Source organism: Alicyclobacillus herbarius DSM 13609 (assembly GCF_000430585.1).
In the GTDB taxonomy this organism is placed as follows: domain Bacteria; phylum Bacillota; class Bacilli; order Alicyclobacillales; family Alicyclobacillaceae; genus Alicyclobacillus_G; species Alicyclobacillus_G herbarius.
Genome location: NZ_AUMH01000009.1, coordinates 63,472 through 85,572, shown reverse-complemented (window position 1 = coordinate 85,572; position 22,101 = coordinate 63,472). Strand labels below are relative to the sequence as shown.

Genomic DNA, 22,101 nt, shown 5'->3' with positions numbered 1-22,101 from the left:
ATGTCCGGAGTGGCTGCATTTATAAGTGTGTCCGGGCAAGCTTTGTAACACGGTCAAGCGATGGTCACGTCATCACACAAGTACACGTCTTGAATCAGATTGAGCAGCTTCACGCCTTCATCCATTGGGCGCTGGAATGCCTTGCGGCCGGAAATCAGTCCCATGCCGCCCGCTCGCTTGTTGATGACGGCCGTCCGCACAGCTTCCGCGAAGTCGTTGGCGCCGGAGGCACCGCCCGAGTTGATGAGACCAATTTTGCCCATGTAACAGTTTGCCACCTGATAGCGGGCCAAGTCGATGGGATGATCCGTTGTCAACTCTGTATAAATCCGTTCATCCGTCTTCCCGTAACTGCTACCTTCCATGTTCAGCGCCTTAAATCCGCCGTTGGTTTCTGGGAGCTTCTGTTTAATGATGTCCGCTTCGATAGTTACGCCAAGGTGGTTTGCTTGGCCGGTCAGGTCAGCCGCGAGATGGTAGTCGACTCCGTCCTTTTTAAACTGCGGATTGCGCAGGTAGCACCACAGAATGGTAAACATCCCCAACTCGTGGGCCTCGTGGAACGCGGCGCTGATTTCCTGCAACTGGCGGGTCGATTCCTCCGATCCGAAGTAGATGGTGGCGCCAATGCCAGCTGCGCCCAGTTCCCAGGCTTGGCGCACGTTCGCAAACAGAACCTGGTCGAATTTGTTCGGATAGGTCAGCAGTTCGTTGTGGTTAATCTTGACGATGTACGGGATTTTATGAGCGTACTTACGCGAGGTCAGAGCGAGCACGCCGAGTGTCGAGGCGACGCCGTTGCAGCCGCCTTCAATCGCCAGTTTCACGATGTTCTCCGGATCGAAATAAGCGGGATTCTTGGCGAAAGAGGCGCCGGCCGAATGCTCGATGCCTTGGTCCACCGGCAAGATGGAGACATACCCGGTGCCGGCCAAGCGGCCAGTGCCCATTAGCTGCTGCAAGCTGCGGAGAACCTGGTTGTTGCGGTTGGAAGCGGCAAAGACTTCGTCGACGCTGTCCGGTCCGGGCAGCGTGAGGCTTTCTTTCGGGATGGTGCGGCAGGTGTGCGACAGCAGGTCTTCCGCTTCGTTGCCCAGGTAGGACACAATTTGATCCATCATTGTACGGAAACACGCTCCATTCCTACCCGCTGATGAACAGCCGGGTCCCAGGGTCTTGGCCAGGGCAAGCCTGTCCACGTTCATAACATACTGTATCAAAACGAGTTGTCCGTTGGGAAGTCGCATGAATGTTTGCTGTCCGCTTACATAGCCGGCAAATTCGTATTCCTGGCGTCGGTGTCAAATCGTGCGGGACACCGGGCCCGGCTCGGGAGCCGATGATGTATAATGAGAGCGAGTCTATGAGCTGGAGGCGACCCTATGTATCTGCGTCAGCAAACACGGCCGGTCCGGGTGGGAGACGTGACCATCGGCGGCGGTGATCAAGTGGTCATCCAGAGTATGACAACGACAAAAACGGCGGACGTGGAAGCGACGGTGCGGGAGATCCTGCGCCTGGAAGAGGCAGGGTGTCAGGTCGTGCGGGTGACCGTCAACACGCGCGACGCGGCCGCTGCCATTCCGGAGATCAAGAAACGCATTCACATCCCGTTGGTTGCGGATATTCACTTTGACTACCGTCTGGCCCTCGAGGCCATCCGTGGCGGGGTGGACAAGGTACGCATCAACCCCGGTAACATCGGCAGCCGGGAGCGCGTCGAGGCGGTGGTCAAGGCGTGCAAGGAGCGTGGCATTCCGATTCGGATTGGCGTCAACGCTGGATCGTTGGAACACCACATCCTGGAGAAATACGGCTATCCGACCGCGCAAGGCATGCTCGAGAGCGCCTTGCACCACATCCGAATTCTCGAAGAGCTGGATTTTTACGACATTATCGTCTCCATGAAGGCTTCCGATGTCCCATTGGCCATCGAGGCATACCGGCTGGCTGCAGAGACGTTTGATTATCCGCTGCATCTCGGGATTACCGAGTCGGGAACGTTGTACAGCGGCACGATAAAGAGCTCGGCTGGGCTGGGCACGCTGTTGTCGATGGGAATCGGGAACACGATTCGCGTCTCGTTAAGCGCCGATCCGGTCGAGGAGGTGAAGGTGGCGCGGGAGCTCTTGAAGACGTTCCACCTCATCTCCAACGCGCCGACCCTCGTTTCTTGCCCGACCTGTGGACGCATTGACATTGATTTGATTTCCGTCGCCAACGAAGTGGAGGAGTACCTGCAGCATATTCAGGCGCCGATTAAGGTTTCTGTATTAGGGTGCGCCGTGAATGGCCCGGGTGAGGCGCGTGAGGCCGACATCGGCATTGCCGGCGGGCGCGGAGAAGGGCTCTTGTTCCGCAAGGGCAAAGTGGTGCGGAAGGTGCCTGAGGCCGACTTGGTCGCGGAATTGAAGCGGGAAATCGATATCATGGCGAAACGTTATCAGGAGACTGGCAAACTGCACGAAGAAGAGGTTGAAGTCTGAAACGGTTTGCCAAGAAGAAAATCGCTCCAGAGAAAGGGGCCGTTCCCTCCCTCATGTTCCGATGGGATGCGGGGCAGCCCCTTGCTCCGTGCCTTGCGTGGCGGTCGATTAATTCCCAGACGGTGGAATAAGGTTTTGTTCAGAGGCGGATTCGGACGCCGGTGTGGAGGTGTCTGTCCGTACACGGTCTGGTACGGTACTGGTTCCTGTGGGTAGATTTGGCCTTACACTCGTCGAACACGTCTGCCCGTGATTCGAACCGGTCTGCCCGCCCTCCCTTGTTCCGTCCTCCCTTGTTCCGTTGTCCGTTGTCACGCTGCTCTTGTCGACCGCGGTGCTGCCGTCAGACCCCTTGGCGGTATCCCGGTGGTGTTTAGCTACGGCTTGTTCGATAAGGCTTGATACCAATCCAGGGATATCGCCGATCACCTGCTCACCCAGCGATAAGAGTGGCCCAGCTTGACTGAGCACGGCCGAAACGGCGTCCTGCTTGACGCTTTGCGCTAAGGATGGCGTGAAGACTCCTGCCTTTTTTGCGTCGCTGACAACCTTCTGGTTGAATTCCTGCACCACCGCCTCGGCGATGGCGGATAACCCATCTATCACCTGTGAGGCCAGCTGGGCTTCTTTGCCGCTGGCGTGCGCGGAGACAATCCGCTTCAAACGCGGCGCCAGCGCGCTGATGCCGGCGCCTATCAAAACCGTGAACAGACTCAGTAGAGACTCGAGGATTTTCAGCTCCAGCTCCCCGCTCATTCAGCTCACCCCTATTAAGGTCTTTTCAGCCTTTTGCAAGAGGTTCATCACCTCGTTCAGCTTGGGTCGAACGTTGGGTCCCGGCAGCTGATACAACGCCTGACCGAGCGTGGTGAGAGTCATCGGTCCAGCGATGCCGTCCACGGTCAGGTGGTACTGATGTTGAAAACTCTTGACCGCCGCTTCGGTCTTCGGTCCGTACACGCCGTCGACGGCAAGCTTTGTTCCGAGCACCAAGTTCAATTCTTCCTGCAGGAGTTTTACGGCTGGGTCTTGCGTGCCTCTCTCCAGCATCGGACTCCCTCCTTTGGTCTGCGTTGCACCGCTTTTAATCGCCGACCACATCGTCGGAGTAGCCGACTGGTAATCCCAAAACGAGTAGCCCGGTAGGCCGCGACAGGCGGTGATGAACGCAGCAATCTGGCCTTTCGTGACCTTTCCGTACGCCTGACCCACCGGTGCAATAGGGACGCCGAAGCGTTGGTAATAGGCCAGGCTTTCGGACACAGCGGTCTTGGGAGGCAGACCGAAATCGCCCCAGTAGACCTGCGGCATCGTGAAGTCGGCGAATTGACTGAACGCGGAATAAGGAAAGTTCGGGTGATACTTCGGCAATCCGAACGTGGAATAGCCAATGGGCTTCCCGTTCGCCTGCCTGTGGATGGTCTGCATGAATCGTTTCGCGGTTTGCGCCATCCCGTGCCGTTCAAATTCCGCTTCCACATCGGCCACGTAAAAGTCAGCGCCGAGCCAAAGGGCGTTGAGCGCATTCTTGGCTTCGTTCTCAGGGTGTGCCCCATAGCAATAGCCCCAGGCACCGACCGACAGTCCGGCCGCATGTAATTGGCGGACAAGACTCCTCGAAAACTGGCGCCAGAAACTCGACCCATCGTGCGCCTTGATGATCAACCCAGACAGACCTGCGCTGCGGGCCTTGGCCACAATGGCTTCGACGTTGCCTCCACTGGACTGGTTGAGCTCCCAAATCCAAACCATTTTTCCCTGCCACGGTTCCAGACACATTGCACCCCCTTCTCAGCCCCTGACACGCTTGTAGCAACATATGTTACGGGGTCGCAGCGTGTTTCGGGAAATTGACTTTGCCGGCCTGTGCCGCCGGTCTCGCAGAGATCTATGCAGTCGATATGAACGCTCGGGGGATGTGTCGCTGCGAATCGTTGACGAAAAGAGAGAGAGAGTATACAATACGACACATACTTTACTTTGGTAGCGAACTAAAGTAGCGCGAATTGAACGACCGCATACGACCCCATCGGGGTGACTTGCGGCTTGGGAAAGGATGGGTATGCGTGGCGCTTGACACCACACGCTGGGCCGAGCGGCCGCAAGGGATGCGGGATTTATTCCCGGCTCAGGCAAGGCTGCGCAGAAAGCTGGAAGATTGGCTCATCAATTTCTTTGAAAACCACGGATTTGCCCTGATTTCCAGTGGCGCTTTTGAATACGCGGAGACTCTGCAGCGCGGGCGCGCGCCCGGAGCGGGCGAGGATTGGATCCAGGTCTTTGACCGATCCGGACGTCCGATGGCGCTGCGTCCAGATATGACGCCTAGTGTCGCCCGCATGGCGGCTCCACTCGTGGCGGCCGACCAACTTCCGATTCGTTGGTGCTACGCGGAACGCGTCTATCACCGTTCCGATGCGCCGGCGACACTTTCCTGGATGAGCGGCAGGGCGGCCGAGTCCACTCAAGTCGGGGTGGAGTGGATTGGCGAATGCGGCGTCGAGATAGACAGCCAGCTGCTTGGTTTATGCCTGGAGGCTTTGTCTGGTCTGGGGCGGCGAGGAGTGCGGGTGGTCATCAGCCACGCCTTGTTGGTCCCTGCCTTGCTCGATTTGCACGGGGTTCCTAAAGAACGCGCGGCGGAGCTGTTGGCGCTGTTGACGGCGGGGGATTATGTAGCGTTCCGGCGCGAGAGCAATCGGTTTGTGGGAGGCGTTGACCTCCTCGACCTACTCGCGAACCTCAATCCATTCCAGGCGGACAGTCTCGAGGCGGCGCTCGTTCCGCCGTTGCCATCCGCGTCCCGCGAGCTTTTGGCCGCGTGGCAGGAGCTGTGTCAACTGGCTTCGGCCCTTCATTCGACTGATCTAACCTCTGCGATGGTGTTTGACCTCTCCCTCCATCGCGATCCGGCCTATTATACGGGCATGGTCTTTGAGGTGTTTGCGCCGGGCGCCGGGGCGCCGATAGCTCAAGGGGGTCGCTACGATGGGCTGCTGAAAGAGTTCGGCGCGGATGCGCCGGCGGTCGGCTTCACCTTTGAAGTGGAACGACTGATGACCCTGTTTGACGGAGACACGGTTGTCTCGGAGAGGGGATTGGTTTCGTGCTGACGATTGCTTTGGCAAAGGGCCGGACGACGGATGATGTGTGGCCGCTTTTGAAGGAGGCTGGGTTGCCGCTCCCGACCGATTTGGATGAGAGCCGAGCCCTTGTGTTTGACGTCCCGGTGGACGCGTCCCGTTTTTTCGTCCCGCGGCTGCGTTACTTGCTGGCCAAGCCGGTCGATGTGCCGACGTACGTCCAGTACGGGGTGGCGGATTTAGGGGTTGTCGGAAAAGACATCCTCATGGAAGAACCCTGCCACGTCAGCGAGTTGGTGGACCTGGAGTGTGCTCGCTGCCGACTTTGCGTAGCGGGGCGTCCGGAGGATGAACAGCGCCCGGCCCGCCGCGTGGCAACGAAGTATCCGCGGCTGGCAGACCAGTACTTTCGTGCACACGGATCGGCCGTGGAGATTGTACCGTTAAGCGGTTCCATTGAACTGGCGGCGGTGATTGGCCTTACCGACCGCATCTTCGACCTGGTGCAGACCGGTGCCACACTGGCGGCTAACGGATTGAAAGTATTCGATTCGGTATCCGAGGTTTCCGCCCGGCTGATTGCGAACCGATCTAGTTATCACCTGCAGAATGAAGCCATCCGCAAGGTGGCCGGGGAGTTGGCGGAAGCGGTGCGAAGGAGGCGAGAGGCGTGAAAATCCGGCGCTGCCGCGCAAGCGAGTGGTCATGGCGGCGGGAAATTTCGGCGCTTGACGGTGAACAGGGTGTGAAGCAAATCCTCGCGGCCGTGCAAAGGGACGGGGATGACGCGTTGCGGCACTTCACCGCCCAATTTGATGGCCGTTCGGAAGCGGTCTCGGATGCCTGGCCGCTTCGCGTACCCCAGACCGTTTTGAGTGGCGCGTTGGCGACCCTAGATGCGTCCATGCGCGAAGCGCTGAGCGCGGCGGCGGACCGCATCCGCGCTTTCCACGCGGCGCAACGGCCGACAGAGGTATGGTGGACCAGCGGCGACGGCGACCGGCTGGGCATGCATTGGCGACCCTTGCGGCGCGTCGGGGTATACGCGCCCGGGGGCCGTGCTGCCTATCCGTCGACCGTGTTGATGGATGTCATTCCGGCTCAGGTCGCTGGTGTCGAAGAGATTGCCTTGGCCTCGCCTCCGTTTGGTGACACGGGTTGGCCGCATCCGCTGGTCCTGGCGGCGGCCGCTCTCCTTGGCGTGGATGAGGTCTATCGCGTGGGTGGTGCCCAGGCCATCGCCGCGTTCGCCTATGGCACGAAGAGCGTCCCACGGGTCGATAAGATTGTCGGCCCGGGGAACCGGTACGTGGCTTTGGCGAAGCGGGCCGTCGTTGGGGATGTCGGCATCGATAGTGTGGCAGGGCCGAGCGAAGTGTTCGTGGTTGCGGACGAGACGGCCAACCCCGAATTCATCGCCGCCGATTTGCTGGCTCAGGCCGAGCACGATCCGGACGCGGGCGCGGTCTGTATTCTCGCGGGCGCCGACTCGCTGGCTGACGCGGTGGAAGGGGCCTTAATCCGGCAGCTCGAGACGCTGCCAAGGCGCGCGGAGGCGGAACGGGCGCTCGCTGAATGGGGAAGCATCGTCTTGGCACGTGATGTTACGGAAGCACTGGATATCGTCAACCAGGCGGCTCCCGAGCACCTGGAACTGCTGGTGGCCAATGCATCGGACTGGTTGCCGCGAGTGCGTACAGCGGGCGCGGTGTTTGTTGGGCCTTGGTCACCCGAGCCGGTTGGGGACTATTATGCGGGCAGCAACCATGTGCTGCCGACCCATGGCAGCGCCCGATTCCAATCCGGATTGGGCGTACACGACTTTTTGCGCCGCATGACGAGCGTGGAATACAGCGAGCAAACGTTGGCCAAGCATCGGTCTCACATTGTTCAGTTGGCGCGGTGCGAGGGACTGGAGGCACATGCCCGGGCAGTCCTGGCGCGAAATTTAGAGGTAAAGTCCGAAGTTGGAGGCGAAAAAGTTGGCAGACCTGGGGAAGCCGACGTTTACGGCGCGAGTGGAGCGGAAAACGGGAGAGACACAGATTGACCTTCACCTCAACCTGCGCGGGAGCGGACAAGCCGATCTTGACTTTCCAGTCCCGTTTTTGCGGCACATGCTTCATTTGTTCGCGGTTCACGGACGTTTCGACCTGCGTATCCAGGCAGACGGGGACGTAGACGTCGATGACCACCACCTGGTCGAGGATATCGGGCTCTGCTTAGGGAAAGCCGTGCATGCGGCGCTCGGCGACAAGCGGGGCATCCGTCGCTACGGAGAGCGGCACACCCCGATGGACGAGACGTTGGCCAGGGCGGTGATTGACCTCTCAGGGCGCCCTGCGTTTGTGCTCCAGGCGGACATTCCGACTGAGCGGATTGGTTCTTTTCCCACGGAATTGGTGGCCGAGTTTTTCAAGTCGTTTGCCAATGAGGCACGCATGGCGTTGCACCTGGCGGTTTTGTATGGGGAAAACAGCCATCACATGGTCGAGGCCTTGTTTAAGGCGACGGCGGCGGCACTGCGCCTCGCGGTGGAGGAAGACGGCGAGCGTATACCGAGCAGCAAGGGGGTGCTCGAATGATTGCCGTATTTGATTTAGGGATTGGCAATCTGTCGAGTGTGCAGAGTGGATTCGCACGCGCGGGCGCGGAGACGGTGCTGGTGGGCAATGCTGACGCGTGGTACGAGGCCAATCGAAAGTTTCCGATTCGCGGCGTTATTTTGCCGGGCGTGGGCGCGTTTTCGGATGCGATGTTTCAGCTGCGCGCGCGCGGGCTCCTGACCGTCGTCCGGGAAGTTGTCCGTAACGAGACCCCGCTGTTCGGGATTTGTCTGGGGATGCAGATGCTCCTCTCCATCAGCGAGGAGCACGGTCGGCATGTGGGGCTTGGCCTGATTCCAGGGGAAGTCGTGCGTTTCGGTCCGGGACTGAAGGTTCCGCACATGGGCTGGAACGACCTGACGCGAGTGGCTGAGCACCCCCTGCTCGCCGGGGTGTCCGTGGGCGACTTTGTCTACTTCGTCCATTCCTATTACGCCCGCTTGACAAACGCGGAGGACGCCATTGCCGTCAGTCAGTATGGAGAGGCTCTGGTGCCGGCGGTCATCGCCCGCGGCAACGTCTTTGGTGCCCAATTTCACCCCGAGAAGAGCGGCCCGGTTGGGGAGCGGATTCTCATGAATTTTGTCCACTTGTGCGAGCTGGCCACGGTAGGGGGTGGACGCGGTGCCCGGTGATGGGGTACAGGCGTTTATCCTCTATCCGGCGATTGACGTCCACGATGGACAGTGCGTCCGCTTGCTGCAGGGAGACTATGAATCTTCCACCGTCTATGGGAAGAGTCCGCGCGAAATGGCGGAACGTTGGCTGCAGGCAGGTGCCAACTTTTTGCATGTGGTCGACCTGGATGCGGCGAAGTCGGGAGCCGCAGTCAACCGTCAAGCGATTCTCGGCGTCCTGCAGGCGGCCGGCGAAGTCGGGGCGCGGGTCCAGGTCGGGGGTGGGATTCGCGACGAACGCGCCTTGGCCGCGTGGCTCGAAGCGGGCGCGACTCGCTGCATCATCGGCACGGCTGCTCTCGATACGGCGTGGGTGGAACGAATGGTCCGCATCTATGGCGGGGAATCGCTGGTTGTCGGTCTGGACGGTCGCGACGGGCAGTTGGCGGTCAAGGGCTGGGTGGAGCAGACGGACGTGCCGTTGGTGGAAGTGGCGCGGCGGCTGGCCGCGGTGGGTGTGCGCCACGCGCTGGTGACGGACGTCCGTCGCGACGGGACGCTCCAGGGCGCCAATCTCGAGCTGGCGGCGGGGATTCAGGCGGAGAGTGGACTGGCCTGCATTGCTTCCGGGGGGATTCGGGATGTGAGCGATGTCTTGGCCGCCCAGAACGCCGGGCTGGCTGGAGCGATTGCGGGACGGTCCCTGTACGATGGAACGCTCAATCTCCAAACCGCGTTGGCCGAACTGCGGACCTGCACGCAGAGGGGGAACGGCAGATGCTGACAAAACGAATCATTCCCTGTTTCGACGTTCTCGACGGCCGGGTGGTCAAACACGTAGGATTTTTGCAGAATCGGCGCGATGCGGGCGATCCGGTCGAACTCGCGGAACTGTATTGCCACGAGGGTGCGGACGAACTGGTCTTGCTCGACATCTCCGCCTCGCAGGAGGGGCGGCTGGCGATGCGCCAGGTGGTGGCCGAGGTGGCCCGCCGGGTTAATATCCCGCTGACGGTCGGGGGTGGAGTGTCGACGGTGGACGACGTGCGCTCGCTGCTCCTCGCCGGTGCGGACAAGGTCTCGATAAACACCGGCGCCGTGCGCAATCCGAACCTGATTCGGGAAGCGTCGCGGCGTTTTGGGGAGCAGTGCATCGTCGTGGCCATTGACGCCAACCTGCATCCAACCACGGCCGGATATGAGGTCATGGTCGCCAGTGGCCGCAAAGGCACCGGCATCGACGCGGTCGACTGGGCCCGCCGGGCCGCCAGTCTGGGGGCTGGCGAAATCCTCTTGACCAGCTTTCGGCAGGACGGCACCCGAGAGGGATACGACCTGGAGCTCACGCGGATGATTTCGGAGTCGGTGCCTGTCCCGGTCATCGCCAGCGGTGGCGCGGGGAAGCTGGAGCACTTTTACACCGTTTTGACCGAGGGCAAGGCGGACGCGGCGTTGGCCGCCAGCGTGTTCCACTTTGCCGAGACGTCCATCGGTCAGGTGAAGGCTTACCTGCGGCAGAAAGGGGTGCCGGTGCGATGGACGCAGGCGAACGCCTCGTGAGGGAGACGGTGGCGCTCGAGGCCGTGCGTTACGACAGCCAGACCGGCTTGGTTCCGGTGGTCGTGCAGGACGCCCATGACGATCAAGTGCTGATGGTGGCTTATGCAAACCGGGAAGCGTTGAAGCGGACCTTGGACACGGGATACGCCTGGTTTTGGAGTCGCTCGCGGCAAGAGTTTTGGCAAAAAGGGGCCACCTCAGGAAACGTGCAGCGGGTGCAGGAGGTGTGGCTGGACTGCGACGCCGACACGGTGCTCTACCGGGTCGAGGCTGCCGGCCCCGCGTGTCACACCGGCGCCCCGAGTTGTTTCTACCGGCGCATACTGCGCCATTTACCGAAAGATAGCAGGGAACCGTCGGACGCACCACTCGCCGCGTCCGGTTGTACACTCGCCTCCGGATGGACAGTGGTACCCGGCGCGACCTCCGCATCCGACCTGATATCCACGTTCGACCCGCCATCCACGTCCGGTTCGACGTCCACTTCCGGACCGCAAGTCGCGTCCAGCCCGACCTCCCAGGTCGAGGCGCAGGCGGGCGCAGGCGGCGTCGTGACGGAGCCGCGTACCGCGCCGCCGGACTGGTCTGTGTTGACGCGGCTTTGGCAAACGATGGAGGAGCGGTGGCGCGAGCGTCCGAACGGATCGTACACCTCGTATTTGTTCAATCAAGGCATCGACAAGGTGGCCAAGAAGTTCGGCGAGGAAGGGGTGGAGGTGGTTCTGGCGGCCAAGAATGCCGTCGGGAATACCGGAGGTCGCGGCACGTCTCCGGCTGCGGGGACAAATGGTGTGGATGTGAGTGTTGACGATACCCCCCTATCCGCGGGGCAGGCGGAGCTGGCGGCGGAGAGTGCTGATGCGTTATACCACCTGTTCGCGCTCTGGAAGGCAGCCGGAATCCATCCGGACGATGTCCTGCAGGTCTTAGCCAAGCGGGCGAGGTAAGAATAAGTCTTCGACGGGCGTTTGTCGGAAGCGGAGATTTACAACGCACGCAACCCGTGCTAGATTGAAGGGGAACTGAATAGATGGCGCTAGGGGTGCCAGTATGGCTGAGAAACGGGAGACCGTTAACCCTGGGGACTCGATCTGGATAATGCCAGCGTGAGGAAGTGCCGTTCGGTAAACGATGATGACGACCACCTCGAGGTCACGCTGTGCGTGTGCTTGAGGTGGTTTTTCGTTCCTCGGCGCGGTTCACGCAGCCCGCGAGTTCGGTGCCAGTCATTCTCATTTGCGTTGATTCAGGAAGGAGTGGAATAAGAACGTGTGGAAGCTCAGAGACATCATTGTTGCGGTGGTCCTATCCGCGGTCTGCGGGGCCATCTACATGGGATGGGACTGGCTGTTCGGGGTTGTGGCCACAGGACTGAATCCGGTCCTGCAGGCGGCGTTTAACGGGCTCTGGTGGTTGGCGGCTGGACTTGTCCCTTATATCATCCGTAGGCCCGGAGCCGCGCTGTTATCAGAAGTGGCCAGCGCCGCCTTTGAGTTTGTCTTTGGCAGCCCGTATAGCCTGGGAGCAATACTGTCCGGTGTGCTCCAGGGGTTGGGCGCCGAAATCGGCTTTGCGCTCGGCCGCTGGCGCCGCTACAACATGGGCATCATGATGCTTTCCGGAGCGCTCGCAGGCTTGGGTTACTCGGTCCAGGCGTATTTTCAATATGGAGCCAATCACTACAGCCACGGGGTCTTGGCCGGGTTTGTTCTTGTCACCATGCTCAGCGGCGCGGTGCTGGGAGGCGCACTGCCCAAATGGATAGGCGATGCGCTGTACCGGACGGGATCGCTGCAAAACTATGAAATTGCCCGGCAGGTGCGTCGGTCCTCATGAAAGGCGAAGGGACAGAGCGGGTGGCGGTGCAGCTGGCGCCTGCCGCAGCATCGAGTCGCGAGGGGCCGACCGTTTGCGAAGACAAGGCTGATTTGGAGCGTCCCGCGCGTCATGCGGGGGACGACTGCCTGGTATCGCTCCAGGGTGTCAGCCTAACCTATCCGGGAGCAGACGCACCTGTCCTGTCGGACGTCGATTTCCATCTGAATCGGGGGGAATCGGTTCTGTTTCTCGGCCCGAGCGGGTCTGGGAAGAGCACGCTGGCCCTGCTAGTGGCCGGGCTGGTGCCCGGCGCTGTGGAGGCGGAGGTGCGCGGCAATGTCTGGCGCCATCCGCAGTTGGCGGAGCCCGGCCGCGTCGGCATGGTGTTTCAAGACCCGGAGACCCAGCTGTGCATGCTTGAGGTCGGCGACGAAGTGGCGTTTGGCTTGGAGAACTTGTCTATCCCGCCCGCAGAGATGCCGGGGCGGGTGCGGAAAGCGCTTCGCGAGCGCGGACTGGACGTTCCGCTGGCAGCGCCCCACCTGAACTTTTCCGGCGGGATGAAGCAGAAGCTAGCGATGGCCTGCGCTTGGGTGATGGAGCCCCAGCTGCTCATCTGTGACGAGCCGACGGCGAATCTCGATCCGCTCGCCAGTCGACAGGTGTTTCTGGAGCTGGCGCGCCTGCATGAACAGGGGCAAACCCTCCTGATCATCGAACACCGGTTCAATCCGCTCCTGCCCTTTATGGACAAGGTGGTCCTGATGGATGCGTCAGGACGCATCCATCGCAGCGGCCCGACACTGGAAGTGGTGTCGGCGGAGTGGGGGTGGATGCAGGAGGTTGGTATAGTCCCTGTGTGGAAGTCGCCGCCATGGAAGGATGTCCCTGTCAGCGGCATTCGCCCCCACACGCAGGGGCGGACTCGGGCGCAGGAGTGGACTGGGACGGAGGAGCGGGCGGGCGCGCCGGAACCAACACGTATGCACGAGCGGACGGACGAAGCACACGGGAATATGGCGGTGACGATTTCCAGTGGCCGTCTCGCTTATGACGGACGCACGGTGTGGGACGGACTGAACGTGTCCATCCCCGAGGGAAGCTTCACAGCGATTGTGGGGCCGAACGGATCGGGCAAGTCTTCACTCCTGCAGGCCATGTTGGGAATGGTCAAGCTGACGCAGGGAGAGGTCGCCGTTTTTGGGCGCCGTCTCCAAGACTGGCCGCGGCGCAAACTGCTCGAGGAAGCAGCGTTCTGCTTCCAAAACCCGGAGTACCAGTTTATCTTCGAGCGGGTAGCCGATGAGCTGGCCAACCGGGTCGTGGGTGAGGAGATTCCAGACGAAGTGCGCGGCTTGCTGAGAGCGTTTGGGTTAGCCGGGACGGAGCGGAAGAGCCCGTTCTCACTCAGCCAGGGGCAGAAACGGCGGCTGAGTGTGGCCACCATGTTGCGGCAGCCGCACCGGTTATACCTGTTGGATGAACCGACGTTTGGCCAGGATGCGTTGACGCAGGCTGCCCTGATGACGAGGCTTGCGGAATTGCACCAGTCTGGGGCGACGATTGTTCTGACCACGCACGATTTGGATTTGGTTCGGCAATGGGCCACGCAGGTGATTGTTTTAGCCGAAGGCGGCGTGCTCTATTCGGGCCGGCCCGAGGAGTTGTTTGCTCGGCCCGACCTGATGAAAAAGGCACACCTTGTCGACGACCTGCTGCCTTTGCAGGCGGAGGAATTGGGGCAGGGCAACGCCGCGGTTGAAGAAACGAGAACCGATGCAGTCAGAGTCCAGTCGACGACGGAATATTCCGTCCGACCCAAGCCAATGGCCGAGGTTCTCGCAGGCGAGTTCTTGACAGCGGTGGCGTCTCCACCTTTGGAGAACGAACTTGATGCGCCGGTACGCTCGCATGCCCGACGTCGAACCGCTTTGGCCGCCCGCATCAACCCGGCGGTGCAGCTGTTGAGCTCAGTGGTCGCGGTCTGCCTGGTTATGGCCATCCGTTCGATCCCGCAGGGCATTGGGGTGTTTGCCTTGGTCGTGGCCCTGATGATGGGCCTCGCGAGACTGCGGCCCACGCAAGTCGTCAAGCGCATGTCGCCTTTTCTGGTCTTTTACATCCTTTATGTATGGACCCAAGCCGCGTACGCGCAGGCGCCACCTGGCACGCCGACGCTTGATATTCTCTGGTACCACTTGAGCTGGCCGGGGTTTTTGGATGGCGTGGTATTAGCCTTGCGCATGCTGTCGGCGGTGGGGCTCGGCGTGTATGTGTTGTCGAGCGTCGACATCACGGAGACCTTCTCGGCGTTCTGCCAAAATCTCCGCGTACCGCCCAAGTTTTCCTACGGCATGCTGGCGGGCATGCGCTATTTACCGCTGTTTCAGGCGGAATGGACGCGCCTTCGCCAAGCTCGTCAGCTGCGCGGGCGAGAGGCAAAGCTGGCGGTGGTCCGACCGGCGGTGTATGCACTGCCGCTGTTGAGCCAGGCGGTACGAATGGCCGAGCGGTCGGCGCTGGCGATGGAAGCCCGCGGGTTTCACGGCGAGGCTGCACGCACGGCCCAGGGGCGGACGTACTACCGTCAAGTGTCCTTACGCTGGTGGGACGTTGCCTACGGGATGGGCCTGAACGCCGCCATCTTGGCTCTGATCTGGGTTCTTCAAGGATAACACAGGATGCTAGACTGCTAGATGGGGAATGGGGCACTATCCGGATACTGTACGGAAAACCGGGGTGTTGCCCGGACAAAGACGGCCGCCAGCCGCTGCCAGCTGGCTTGGCTCATCCAATCTTCGATTTTGGATTGGAGTCAGGCGCGGCTTCCAGCGGCTGTTCGAGTTTTCGCCGCAGGTGTTTGTGGGTTTGATAACCGATCCATACCGCAGGAATAAGGAAAATGATGGCGGTTTGAATCACATCGAACACCGAGTCGGTCAGGTCGAGGGTAGCGGTGTAGGCGTTGTCGACCGTCAGATAGGGATACACCAAGTAGGGCAGGTGGGTCAGCGAGTAGGCGGATGCGGCCAGGATATACTGGGTGACGGCGCAGAGCTGGGCCAGCCGGCTGTGCTGACGGACAAGGAGCCAGATGACAATGGGGAACAACAGCGTCGCGCTCACCAGCGCAGGCCAAGTCTGCAGCAAACGAGAGAAGTGCAGCGGAGCAAAGGCGTGCAGGCAAGCGAAGGTGGCCAGGGCTGCGACCCAGGTGAGGCTGAAGATCCGGGCCGCAGCCCGCGTAAATTCCCGCTCGACGGCCAGGGCGCCGGCTTTTTGCGCCCTGGCCGCCAATTGGATGGCGGAGAGATAAAGGACGCTGCCGACGGACAGGGCGGCAAATGCCCAGAGCAAAGGACTCTTGAGAAAGGACCATGGTTGAACATAGAGTAACCCGTTTACGGGGTGAACGCTGCCCCCTTCCGATAGGGGCAGAATCGTTACGAGCAGCAGGGGGAGGAGAATTCCACTGCCGCCATGGAGAATTGCAGCCACAGTAGACGGCCGGAAACGGCCCGCCTGCAACGCGAGAAAGCCTCCGCGCAGCACCATCAGGAACAGGGCGGCCGCCGCCGGCCCCAACAGATTGGTCGCCACGAACATGGCGGTGGGCGGAAAGAAGCATACCATGGCCACGACGATCACGATGAGAAAAACATGGATGATGGTCCAGGTAAAGGAAGACAATTGTCCATGAATCAGGTACAGTGCGTCCCGCCGTTTCCGAAAGTACGCCCAGGCGTACCAGATGCTGGCACCCAAGTCGACGCAGGCAAACATTCCGTATACGAACACACATGTCCATATGAGAAGGATGATGGTAATCGATGTGGTCATCGTCCTGCTGCCCCTTCCATGTATAAGCCTACCGGTACGAATCCGGTAGAGCCAGAACCCATTGCGTCAAAGTGGTGACGCTTTCGTGTCCAGCGTGCGGCTGAATTGTGAATGATGTGTCCACGGCCGCCTCGTGGTATCATAGGAAGGGCGCAGTCATGCCAACAAAGGAGTGGATGTGGAAATGGCATTTACAGAGATAGACCAGCTTTCGGTCAAGACCATTCGCACTCTGTCCATTGACGCGATTGAAGCCGCCAACTCCGGGCATCCGGGGCTGCCGATGGGCGCCGCGCCAATGGCTTACGTATTGTGGAGTCGCTATTTGCGTCATAACCCGAAAAACCCGGCCTGGTTCAACCGGGATCGCTTCGTTTTGTCCGCCGGTCATGGCTCCATGCTGTTGTACAGCCTGTTGCATTTGTCCGGCTATGATGTCAGTTTGGATGACCTGAAGCAGTTTCGGCAGTGGGGTTCCAAGACGCCGGGCCACCCGGAATACGGGCACACCCCTGGGGTCGAGGCAACCACAGGCCCGCTCGGGCAAGGAATAGCGATGGCCGTGGGAATGGCGATGGCGGAACGCTTTTTGGCAGCGCGGTTTAACCGTCCCGGCCGAGAGTTGGTGGATCACTATACATATGTCCTCTGCGGCGACGGCGATTTGATGGAGGGCGTGGCGGCCGAGGCCGTTTCGTTGGCTGGTCACCTCGGCCTGAACAAGTTGATTGTCCTCTACGACTCGAATGACATCTCGCTCGACGGCCCCACCAGTTGGTCGTTTACCGAAGACGTGAAGGCGCGGTTTGTCGCCTGCGGCTGGAACGTCCTGCGGGTCGAGGACGGGAACGACCTCGACGAGATTTCCCGGGCGATTGAAAAGGCGAAGGCGTCGTCGGACAAGCCGACACTGATTGAAGTGAAGACGGTGATTGGCTACGGTGCGCCGAATAAACAGGGAACGTCCAAGGTCCACGGCTCGCCGCTCGGAAAAGAGGAAGCGCGCGCGGCGAAAGAGACCTATGGTTGGGAGTATGAAGACTTCTTCGTGCCGGATGAAGTGCGGGCCCACTTCGCTCAGTTGGCTGAGCAAGGCGCTAAACTGGAGGCTGAGTGGAACGAAGCGTTTGAGGCGTACGGGCGTGAGTTTCCGGATTTGGCGCAGCAGTTCGTCGACGCCCTGCATGGCCGTGTGAACGTGGATTGGGAGAACGTGCTTCCGAACTTTGAGGGCAGTGTTGCCACCCGCGACGCGTTCGGCAAGGTGGTCAACGCAGTGGCGCCGCATGTGCCGACAATCTTGGGCGGATCGGCCGATTTGTCCGGGTCCAACAAGACCCTGATTGAAGGCGAAGGGCACTTTGGTCGCGAAGACTATGCCGGCAAGAACGTCTTCTATGGCGTACGCGAACACGCCATGGGTGCGGCGCTCAACGGCATCGCGCTGCACGGAGGCGTCATTCCATACGCGGGCACGTTCTTGGTCTTCTGCGACTATCTGCGTCCATCCATTCGTTTGGCGGCGCTGATGAAGCAGCCGGTCCTGCACGTGTTTACGCACGACAGCATCGCCGTGGGTGAAGATGGCCCGACGCACGAACCGATTGAACAGTTGGCTTCGTTACGGGCGATTCCGGGCTATACCGTGTTCCGTCCGGCGGACGCGACGGAAACCGCCTTGGCCTTCCGGTATGCGCTGGAACACCGTGACGGTCCGGTCGCCTTGGCGCTGACGCGGCAGAAGCTGCCGGTCTTGCCTGAGGTCAAGGAACATAAAGGCGATTTTGCCCGCGGCGGCTATGTCCTGTACGAGCATGGCAGCAACCCGCAGTTGATTCTGTTGGCCAGCGGTTCCGAAGTGCACTTGGTGCTGGAAGCCGGCAAGAAATTGGCGGCTGAGGGTGTGGCGGTGCGCGTCGTGAACATGACTTCCATGGAGTTGTTTGACCGCCAGGACGCGGCTTACCGCGAGCAGGTTCTGCCCAGCGGCGTCAAGCGGCGCCTGGCCGTCGAGATGGCGCACCCGATGCCGTGGCACAAGTATGTCGGCAGCGAGGGCGTCGTCTTTGGCATCGACCGGTTCGGGGCCTCGGCGCCTGGGAATGTGGTGGTCGAAAAGTACGGATTTACGCTGGATCACGTAGTGAGCCTGGCGAAGGAGCTGCTTTCAGTGGGCTGACCGAGCAAGGGATGCTTGTGAGGGGCTGACGGGGCGGACACGCCGCCCCGTCAGCCCTTTTCTCGCAGTTGCCCCAAACAGCTCTCTTGTCAGATGCCGTCGAGTGGGATGTGAGGGGCGAGGTGGCTGCGGATGCCGGCGAGGACGAATTCGTATAGGCGTTGTTCAAATGCATTGCGCTCCTCGGGAGCGACCTCGGTCGTCGCGTAGAAGGCCATATCGCCGACCAAGGCGATGAGCATCTTGACGGTCCAGTCTAGGTGCGGAATGGATACACCCGGGTGGCGTCGCTCCAGCGCCTCGACGAGACGGGAGCCGAACCGGTCATACATGGCACGCTGCTTGGTTTCGACAAAGGCACGGCCCCCGCCGCAGTAGAAGACCGCACCGAGGGACGGATCGTCCCCAAACAGCCTCAGGACAGCATCAATGACCGCCATCGTCCGCGCTTCAAAGGACAGCGCGTTGTCGGCGAGAATGGGGGCGATGCGCTCCCAGGCGGTGTTGACCGTCTCCTCAAACAGGTCGGACAACAGGTGTTCAAGGGAATGAAAGTGCAGGTAAAAGGTGCCGCGGGCGATGTTGCTGGCCGCAATCACGTCGGCGATGGTGACGTTTTCGTAACCGCGTTCTTGAAACAGGCGCTTGGCCGTATCCAGGATATGCCGATGGCGCTCTTCTCGGCTCATGGGCTGCCGCATAGCATTGCGTCCTTTCTTACTTGTTTGTCTGCCCTTCGCTGTAATAAGCGGCGACCACGCTGACAAAGCGGCGGACCAGCGGGTTGCCCTCCAGGTTGCGCGGGTAGGCCAGGTAGGTGGGGCGTACGAATTCCGGATGACCGACCGGAATGACCGCGCACCGCTTACTGGCGGCATCATACAGGGTACGGCGCGGCAGCAGCGAAAGGCCCAGGCCGTGCCCGACCATGGCTTTTACGCCGTCAAAGCTGTCCAGTTCCATGCGCACGTTGGGATACACCTGCCTACGGGCGAGTAAACTCATGACGCGCTGTCGAAACGGGGATGTAGACCGCCCGAACGCGATGAAGGGCTCTCCGGCCAGCATCTTTACGTCCTGGAAGGCGTGCACTAGATAGTGATTGGCTGGAACCACCAAGTCGATGGGGTCTGGCGTGAATTCTTTGAGGACCACGTTCGGGTGGTAAATGGGTTCACCGAGAAAGCAAAATTCCACCTGATTAGCCAACAGAGCGTCTTTCATCTCATCGTACAACCCCATGCGGACTTTCAGGTGTACGCGCGCTTGACGCAGCATCCGCGTCAAGCACTCTGGGACATCGGTGGAGACAAACGCGCGTCCGGACATGATGCGCAAGATAGGCGTCTCGCTGTTGTCCGGGTTTAACATCTGTTGTTCCAGGGCTTGCAGGCGTTCGGCCAATGGCAGGAAACGTTCGCCAGCCGGGGTGAGTTTCACGCCGCTGGCCTGACGCTCAAACAACTCGTATCCGAGCGCCCGTTCCAGCCGTTGCAGGCGGGTGGTGACGGTGGATTGCGACATGAACAACTGTTCCGCCGTGCGCGAGATGGAGCCGATGCGCGCAATCGCCAGGAACAGTGATACGTCTTTGGTGTCCACGGGCAATCCTCCTTGATAAATGCGTGTAAATGCGTTTCCAGACGACCTCTATCTGAATCGTCCTTGAGCGGACGCATACCTCGTTCAGGCTGCACTAGTATTGTATACCACAAGACAAATATGGACACATACCCGCCAGGCGTATCTGCGGGTGCTGCGAAACGAGGTATGAAGACCTACACATGTGCATGACAGACTTGCCAAATATTGATACAGTGGTAGGAGACACGGCTTTTTTCTGGACCGTGTTACGGTATTCGTGAGCATACCCAATGAAAAGTGCGTGTCTGGACAATCTCGAAAAGGGAGCGGATTGTGTGGCAGCTTCATGGAACCCCACCTGGGACCTGGATGTCATATTCCCAGGCGGGAGTACGTCGGAACGGTTTCAACAGTTTCTCTCCAGACTGGAGGCAGATTTGCAAGCACTGCGCGTGGCGGCGGATACGCTTGCGCCGGACATGGATGTGGAGGGTTGGTTGGCGTTTTTGCAGCCGTTCGAAAGCGTATCGAAACGCCTCAGCGAGGCCGGGGCGTTCGTCAGCTGTCTGTCGGCGCAGGATGTGTATGACCAACAGGCCAAGCTGTTGGAAGGGCGGGTGAACCAGCTATCCGCGACGTACGAATCCGTCTCCGTCGTCGCCGAAGAGGTAGTCGGGCGGATTCCCGACACGCTTTGGCAGACCCTCATCCAAGAACCCAGGGTGGCTCCGATTGCCTTCGCGCTAACGGAATGGCGGCAGCGGGCGGCGCGCAGGCTGCCAGCCGCACAGGAGGCGCTGATCTCCGATTTGGCAGTGAACGGGTATCACGCCTGGGGAAACTTCTACTATTCGTTGATTGGCAAAACCTTGATTCCCTACGAAGAAAACGGCCAGACTGTACAGCTGTCGGTGGGACAGGCGAACAACAAGCTGCGGGACGGCCAGCGCAGCGTTCGGGAGCGTGTGTTTGAGCGCTTCGAGGAGGCGTTTGCCAAGCAGCAGGACCTCTACGCGCAGACACTCAATCACTTGGCCGGATATCGCTTGGCGGTCTACAAGGCGCGCGGGTGGAACGACGTCTTGGCGGAACCCCTTGAGGTCAATCGGATGAGCGGTAAGACGCTGGAGACAATGTGGGGGGTAATTGTCGAGCACAAGGAGACGTTTGTCCAGGCGCTTGCGGCCAAGGCGCGGCTGCTCGGATTGGAGAAACTAGCCTGGCATGACGTCGACGCACCGGTCGGATCGCAGGATAAGACGTTTTCTCCGGATGAGGCCCGCGATTTTATCCTGGAGCACTTTGCTCGCTTCAGTCCGGATATGGCGGATTTCGCCCGGTCTTGTTTCGAACGGCGGTGGATTGAGGCGGAGGATAGGCCAGGCAAGCGACCGGGCGGATTCTGCACCAGCTTCCCGGAGAGTGAACAGACGCGCATTTTTATGACCTTCTCCGGCACGGCAGATAACGTGGCAACACTCGCGCATGAGTTGGGACACGCGTATCATCAGCACGTGATGCAGGGGATTCCGTACTTGGCTGGACAATACGCTATGAACGTCGCCGAGACCGCGTCGACGTTCGCGGAGGCGATTGTCGCGGACGCAGCGCTGGCAGCGGCAGAATCACCTTTGGAGCGGTTGGCCATGTTGGACACCAAGGTGATGCAAAGTGTAGCCATGTTCATGAACATCCACGCCCGGTTTTTGTTTGAAATGCGGTTTTATGCACGCCGGCGGCAGGGCATGGTGAGCGCCGAGGAACTGAATCAGCTGATGGAAGAGGCAGAGCGAGAAGCGTTTTGTGGGGCGCTTAGCCAATACCATCCTCGCTTCTGGGCATCCAAGCTCCACTTTTACATCACGGACGTGCCCTTTTACAACTTTCCGTATACGTTTGGTTATCTATTCAGTACGGGCATTTATGCCCGCGCGCGTCAGGAGGGCCCAAAGTTTGCCCAGCGCTATGTCAATCTCCTGCGGGATACGGGGCGCATGACGACTGAGGAACTGGCTGCCAAGCACCTGGGGGTGGATTTGACCCAACCCGAGTTTTGGCAAGCGGCGATGCATCACCTAAAGACGGATGCGCAAGCGTTTATCGAGGCGGTCTCCGCCCTTGCGTGAGTCCGTCCAGAACCGTGGCTCAACCTCCTTGTTGCGGCAGGGGGCATGCGTGGGCAGGGTGCGACCTTCTACCCTGCCTTTTTTCATATTTTCATTGAAATAGTCTGAAATAAGGATTGCCCGCACGCCGAATTATGTATTAAAATCGGATTTATCCAGATAAACACTAGCTCTGTCTGGGTTATCTGGAGACGAAAGAGAG

At 60.3% G+C, this 22,101-nt stretch carries 19 protein-coding genes and 1 riboswitch; of the genes, 13 read left to right on the top strand and 6 right to left on the bottom strand.

Going from position 1 to position 22,101, the window contains the following annotated elements; genetic code table 11:
- Positions 1-53: 53 nt before the first annotated feature.
- Complete coding sequence (locus H522_RS0107670; RefSeq protein ID WP_026961876.1) at positions 54-1,121, bottom strand: class I fructose-bisphosphate aldolase; 1,068 nt, start codon at positions 1,119-1,121, stop codon at positions 54-56.
- 261 nt (positions 1,122-1,382) lie between these two features.
- Here H522_RS0107670 and ispG point away from each other — a divergent pair, with 261 nt between their 5' ends.
- Positions 1,383-2,486 (top strand): flavodoxin-dependent (E)-4-hydroxy-3-methylbut-2-enyl-diphosphate synthase, encoded by a 1,104-nt coding sequence (gene ispG, locus H522_RS0107665; RefSeq protein ID WP_026961875.1) that lies wholly within the window; start codon positions 1,383-1,385, stop codon positions 2,484-2,486.
- 108 nt (positions 2,487-2,594) lie between these two features.
- On the opposite strand, the gene H522_RS0107660 is transcribed toward ispG, so the two are convergent.
- Positions 2,595-3,242, bottom strand: a complete 648-nt coding sequence (locus tag H522_RS0107660) for a hypothetical protein (protein ID WP_026961874.1) — start codon at positions 3,240-3,242, stop codon at positions 2,595-2,597.
- Positions 3,243-4,265 (bottom strand): peptidoglycan-binding protein, encoded by a 1,023-nt coding sequence (locus H522_RS22330; protein ID WP_026961873.1) that lies wholly within the window; start codon positions 4,263-4,265, stop codon positions 3,243-3,245. It lies immediately after the preceding gene.
- A 287-nt stretch (positions 4,266-4,552) separates the two neighbouring features.
- Between H522_RS22330 and H522_RS18240 the strand changes: the two genes are divergently transcribed.
- The 10 genes from H522_RS18240 (at position 4,553) to H522_RS18230 (ending at position 14,845) form a co-directional block, all read left to right on the top strand.
- Positions 4,553-5,599: an ATP phosphoribosyltransferase regulatory subunit gene (locus H522_RS18240; protein ID WP_245578051.1), complete on the top strand. Its 1,047-nt coding sequence runs from the start codon at positions 4,553-4,555 to the stop codon at positions 5,597-5,599.
- Complete coding sequence (gene hisG, locus H522_RS0107645) at positions 5,593-6,243, top strand: ATP phosphoribosyltransferase (protein WP_026961872.1); 651 nt, start codon at positions 5,593-5,595, stop codon at positions 6,241-6,243. Before H522_RS18240 ends, hisG begins: the two co-directional genes overlap by 7 nt.
- 2 nt (positions 6,244-6,245) lie before the next feature.
- A complete protein-coding gene (gene hisD / locus H522_RS18235; protein WP_051344049.1) occupies positions 6,246-7,619 on the top strand; it encodes a histidinol dehydrogenase in 1,374 nt (457 codons plus the stop codon).
- Entirely contained in the window at positions 7,552-8,154 is a 603-nt protein-coding gene (gene hisB, locus H522_RS0107635) for an imidazoleglycerol-phosphate dehydratase HisB (protein ID WP_051344031.1), read from the top strand. The genes hisD and hisB overlap by 68 nt, the downstream gene beginning before the upstream one ends.
- Positions 8,151-8,810: an imidazole glycerol phosphate synthase subunit HisH gene (gene hisH / locus H522_RS0107630; protein WP_026961870.1), complete on the top strand. Its 660-nt coding sequence runs from the start codon at positions 8,151-8,153 to the stop codon at positions 8,808-8,810. The genes hisB and hisH overlap by 4 nt, the downstream gene beginning before the upstream one ends.
- Positions 8,800-9,576 carry a 1-(5-phosphoribosyl)-5-[(5-phosphoribosylamino)methylideneamino]imidazole-4-carboxamide isomerase gene (gene hisA, locus H522_RS0107625; RefSeq protein ID WP_026961869.1) on the top strand — a complete coding sequence of 259 codons (777 nt, stop codon included), beginning with the start codon at positions 8,800-8,802 and terminating at the stop codon, positions 9,574-9,576. The genes hisH and hisA overlap by 11 nt, the downstream gene beginning before the upstream one ends.
- The gene (gene hisF / locus H522_RS0107620; RefSeq protein ID WP_026961868.1) at positions 9,570-10,352 is read left to right on the top strand and encodes an imidazole glycerol phosphate synthase subunit HisF; all 783 of its coding nucleotides are present in this window, start codon (positions 9,570-9,572) and stop codon (positions 10,350-10,352) included. Before hisA ends, hisF begins: the two co-directional genes overlap by 7 nt.
- Positions 10,328-11,299, top strand: a complete 972-nt coding sequence (gene hisI, locus H522_RS0107615) for a phosphoribosyl-AMP cyclohydrolase (protein ID WP_035453028.1) — start codon at positions 10,328-10,330, stop codon at positions 11,297-11,299. Before hisF ends, hisI begins: the two co-directional genes overlap by 25 nt.
- Before the next feature lie 81 nt (positions 11,300-11,380).
- A riboswitch (TPP riboswitch) is annotated at positions 11,381-11,482 on the top strand.
- A gap of 139 nt (positions 11,483-11,621) precedes the next feature.
- On the top strand, positions 11,622-12,188 hold the full coding sequence (locus H522_RS0107610; protein ID WP_026961866.1) for an ECF transporter S component: 567 nt from the start codon (positions 11,622-11,624) through the stop codon (positions 12,186-12,188).
- The gene (locus H522_RS18230) at positions 12,185-14,845 is read left to right on the top strand and encodes an ATP-binding cassette domain-containing protein (protein WP_051344030.1); all 2,661 of its coding nucleotides are present in this window, start codon (positions 12,185-12,187) and stop codon (positions 14,843-14,845) included. Before H522_RS0107610 ends, H522_RS18230 begins: the two co-directional genes overlap by 4 nt.
- Before the next feature lie 112 nt (positions 14,846-14,957).
- Here the strand turns inward: H522_RS18230 and H522_RS0107600 are convergent, their stop codons facing one another.
- Positions 14,958-16,010, bottom strand: a complete 1,053-nt coding sequence (locus H522_RS0107600) for a cytochrome d ubiquinol oxidase subunit II (protein ID WP_026961865.1) — start codon at positions 16,008-16,010, stop codon at positions 14,958-14,960.
- 184 nt (positions 16,011-16,194) lie between these two features.
- Between H522_RS0107600 and tkt the strand changes: the two genes are divergently transcribed.
- Positions 16,195-18,189 (top strand): transketolase, encoded by a 1,995-nt coding sequence (tkt, locus tag H522_RS0107595; protein WP_026961864.1) that lies wholly within the window; start codon positions 16,195-16,197, stop codon positions 18,187-18,189.
- Between the two features lie 89 nt (positions 18,190-18,278).
- On the opposite strand, the gene H522_RS20450 is transcribed toward tkt, so the two are convergent.
- Positions 18,279-18,890, bottom strand: a complete 612-nt coding sequence (locus H522_RS20450; protein WP_051344029.1) for a TetR/AcrR family transcriptional regulator — start codon at positions 18,888-18,890, stop codon at positions 18,279-18,281.
- 16 nt (positions 18,891-18,906) lie between these two features.
- Positions 18,907-19,791: a LysR family transcriptional regulator gene (locus H522_RS0107585; RefSeq protein ID WP_026961863.1), complete on the bottom strand. Its 885-nt coding sequence runs from the start codon at positions 19,789-19,791 to the stop codon at positions 18,907-18,909.
- Positions 19,792-20,108: 317 nt separating this feature from the next.
- On the opposite strand from H522_RS0107585, the gene H522_RS0107580 reads away from it, so the two are divergent.
- Positions 20,109-21,899 carry a M3 family oligoendopeptidase gene (locus H522_RS0107580; RefSeq protein WP_026961862.1) on the top strand — a complete coding sequence of 597 codons (1,791 nt, stop codon included), beginning with the start codon at positions 20,109-20,111 and terminating at the stop codon, positions 21,897-21,899.
- Positions 21,900-22,101 lie beyond the last annotated feature (202 nt).

Excerpts from the sequence above, each read along its gene's own strand:
- hisF (WP_026961868.1), top strand. The coding sequence starts at position 9,570 with ATGCTGACAAAACGAATCATTCCCTGTTTCGACGTTCTCGACGGCCGG.
- hisI (WP_035453028.1), top strand. The coding sequence starts at position 10,328 with ATGGACGCAGGCGAACGCCTCGTGAGGGAGACGGTGGCGCTCGAGGCC.
- tkt (WP_026961864.1), top strand. The coding sequence starts at position 16,195 with ATGGCATTTACAGAGATAGACCAGCTTTCGGTCAAGACCATTCGCACT.
- H522_RS0107660 (WP_026961874.1), bottom strand. The coding sequence starts at position 3,242 with ATGAGCGGGGAGCTGGAGCTGAAAATCCTCGAGTCTCTACTGAGTCTG.
- H522_RS22330 (WP_026961873.1), bottom strand. The coding sequence starts at position 4,265 with ATGTGTCTGGAACCGTGGCAGGGAAAAATGGTTTGGATTTGGGAGCTC.
- H522_RS0107600 (WP_026961865.1), bottom strand. The coding sequence starts at position 16,010 with ATGACCACATCGATTACCATCATCCTTCTCATATGGACATGTGTGTTC.
- hisH (WP_026961870.1), top strand. The coding sequence starts at position 8,151 with ATGATTGCCGTATTTGATTTAGGGATTGGCAATCTGTCGAGTGTGCAG.
- H522_RS0107670 (WP_026961876.1), bottom strand. The coding sequence starts at position 1,121 with ATGATGGATCAAATTGTGTCCTACCTGGGCAACGAAGCGGAAGACCTG.
- ispG (WP_026961875.1), top strand. The coding sequence starts at position 1,383 with ATGTATCTGCGTCAGCAAACACGGCCGGTCCGGGTGGGAGACGTGACC.
- H522_RS20450 (WP_051344029.1), bottom strand. The coding sequence starts at position 18,890 with ATGCGGCAGCCCATGAGCCGAGAAGAGCGCCATCGGCATATCCTGGAT.
- H522_RS18230 (WP_051344030.1), top strand. The coding sequence starts at position 12,185 with ATGAAAGGCGAAGGGACAGAGCGGGTGGCGGTGCAGCTGGCGCCTGCC.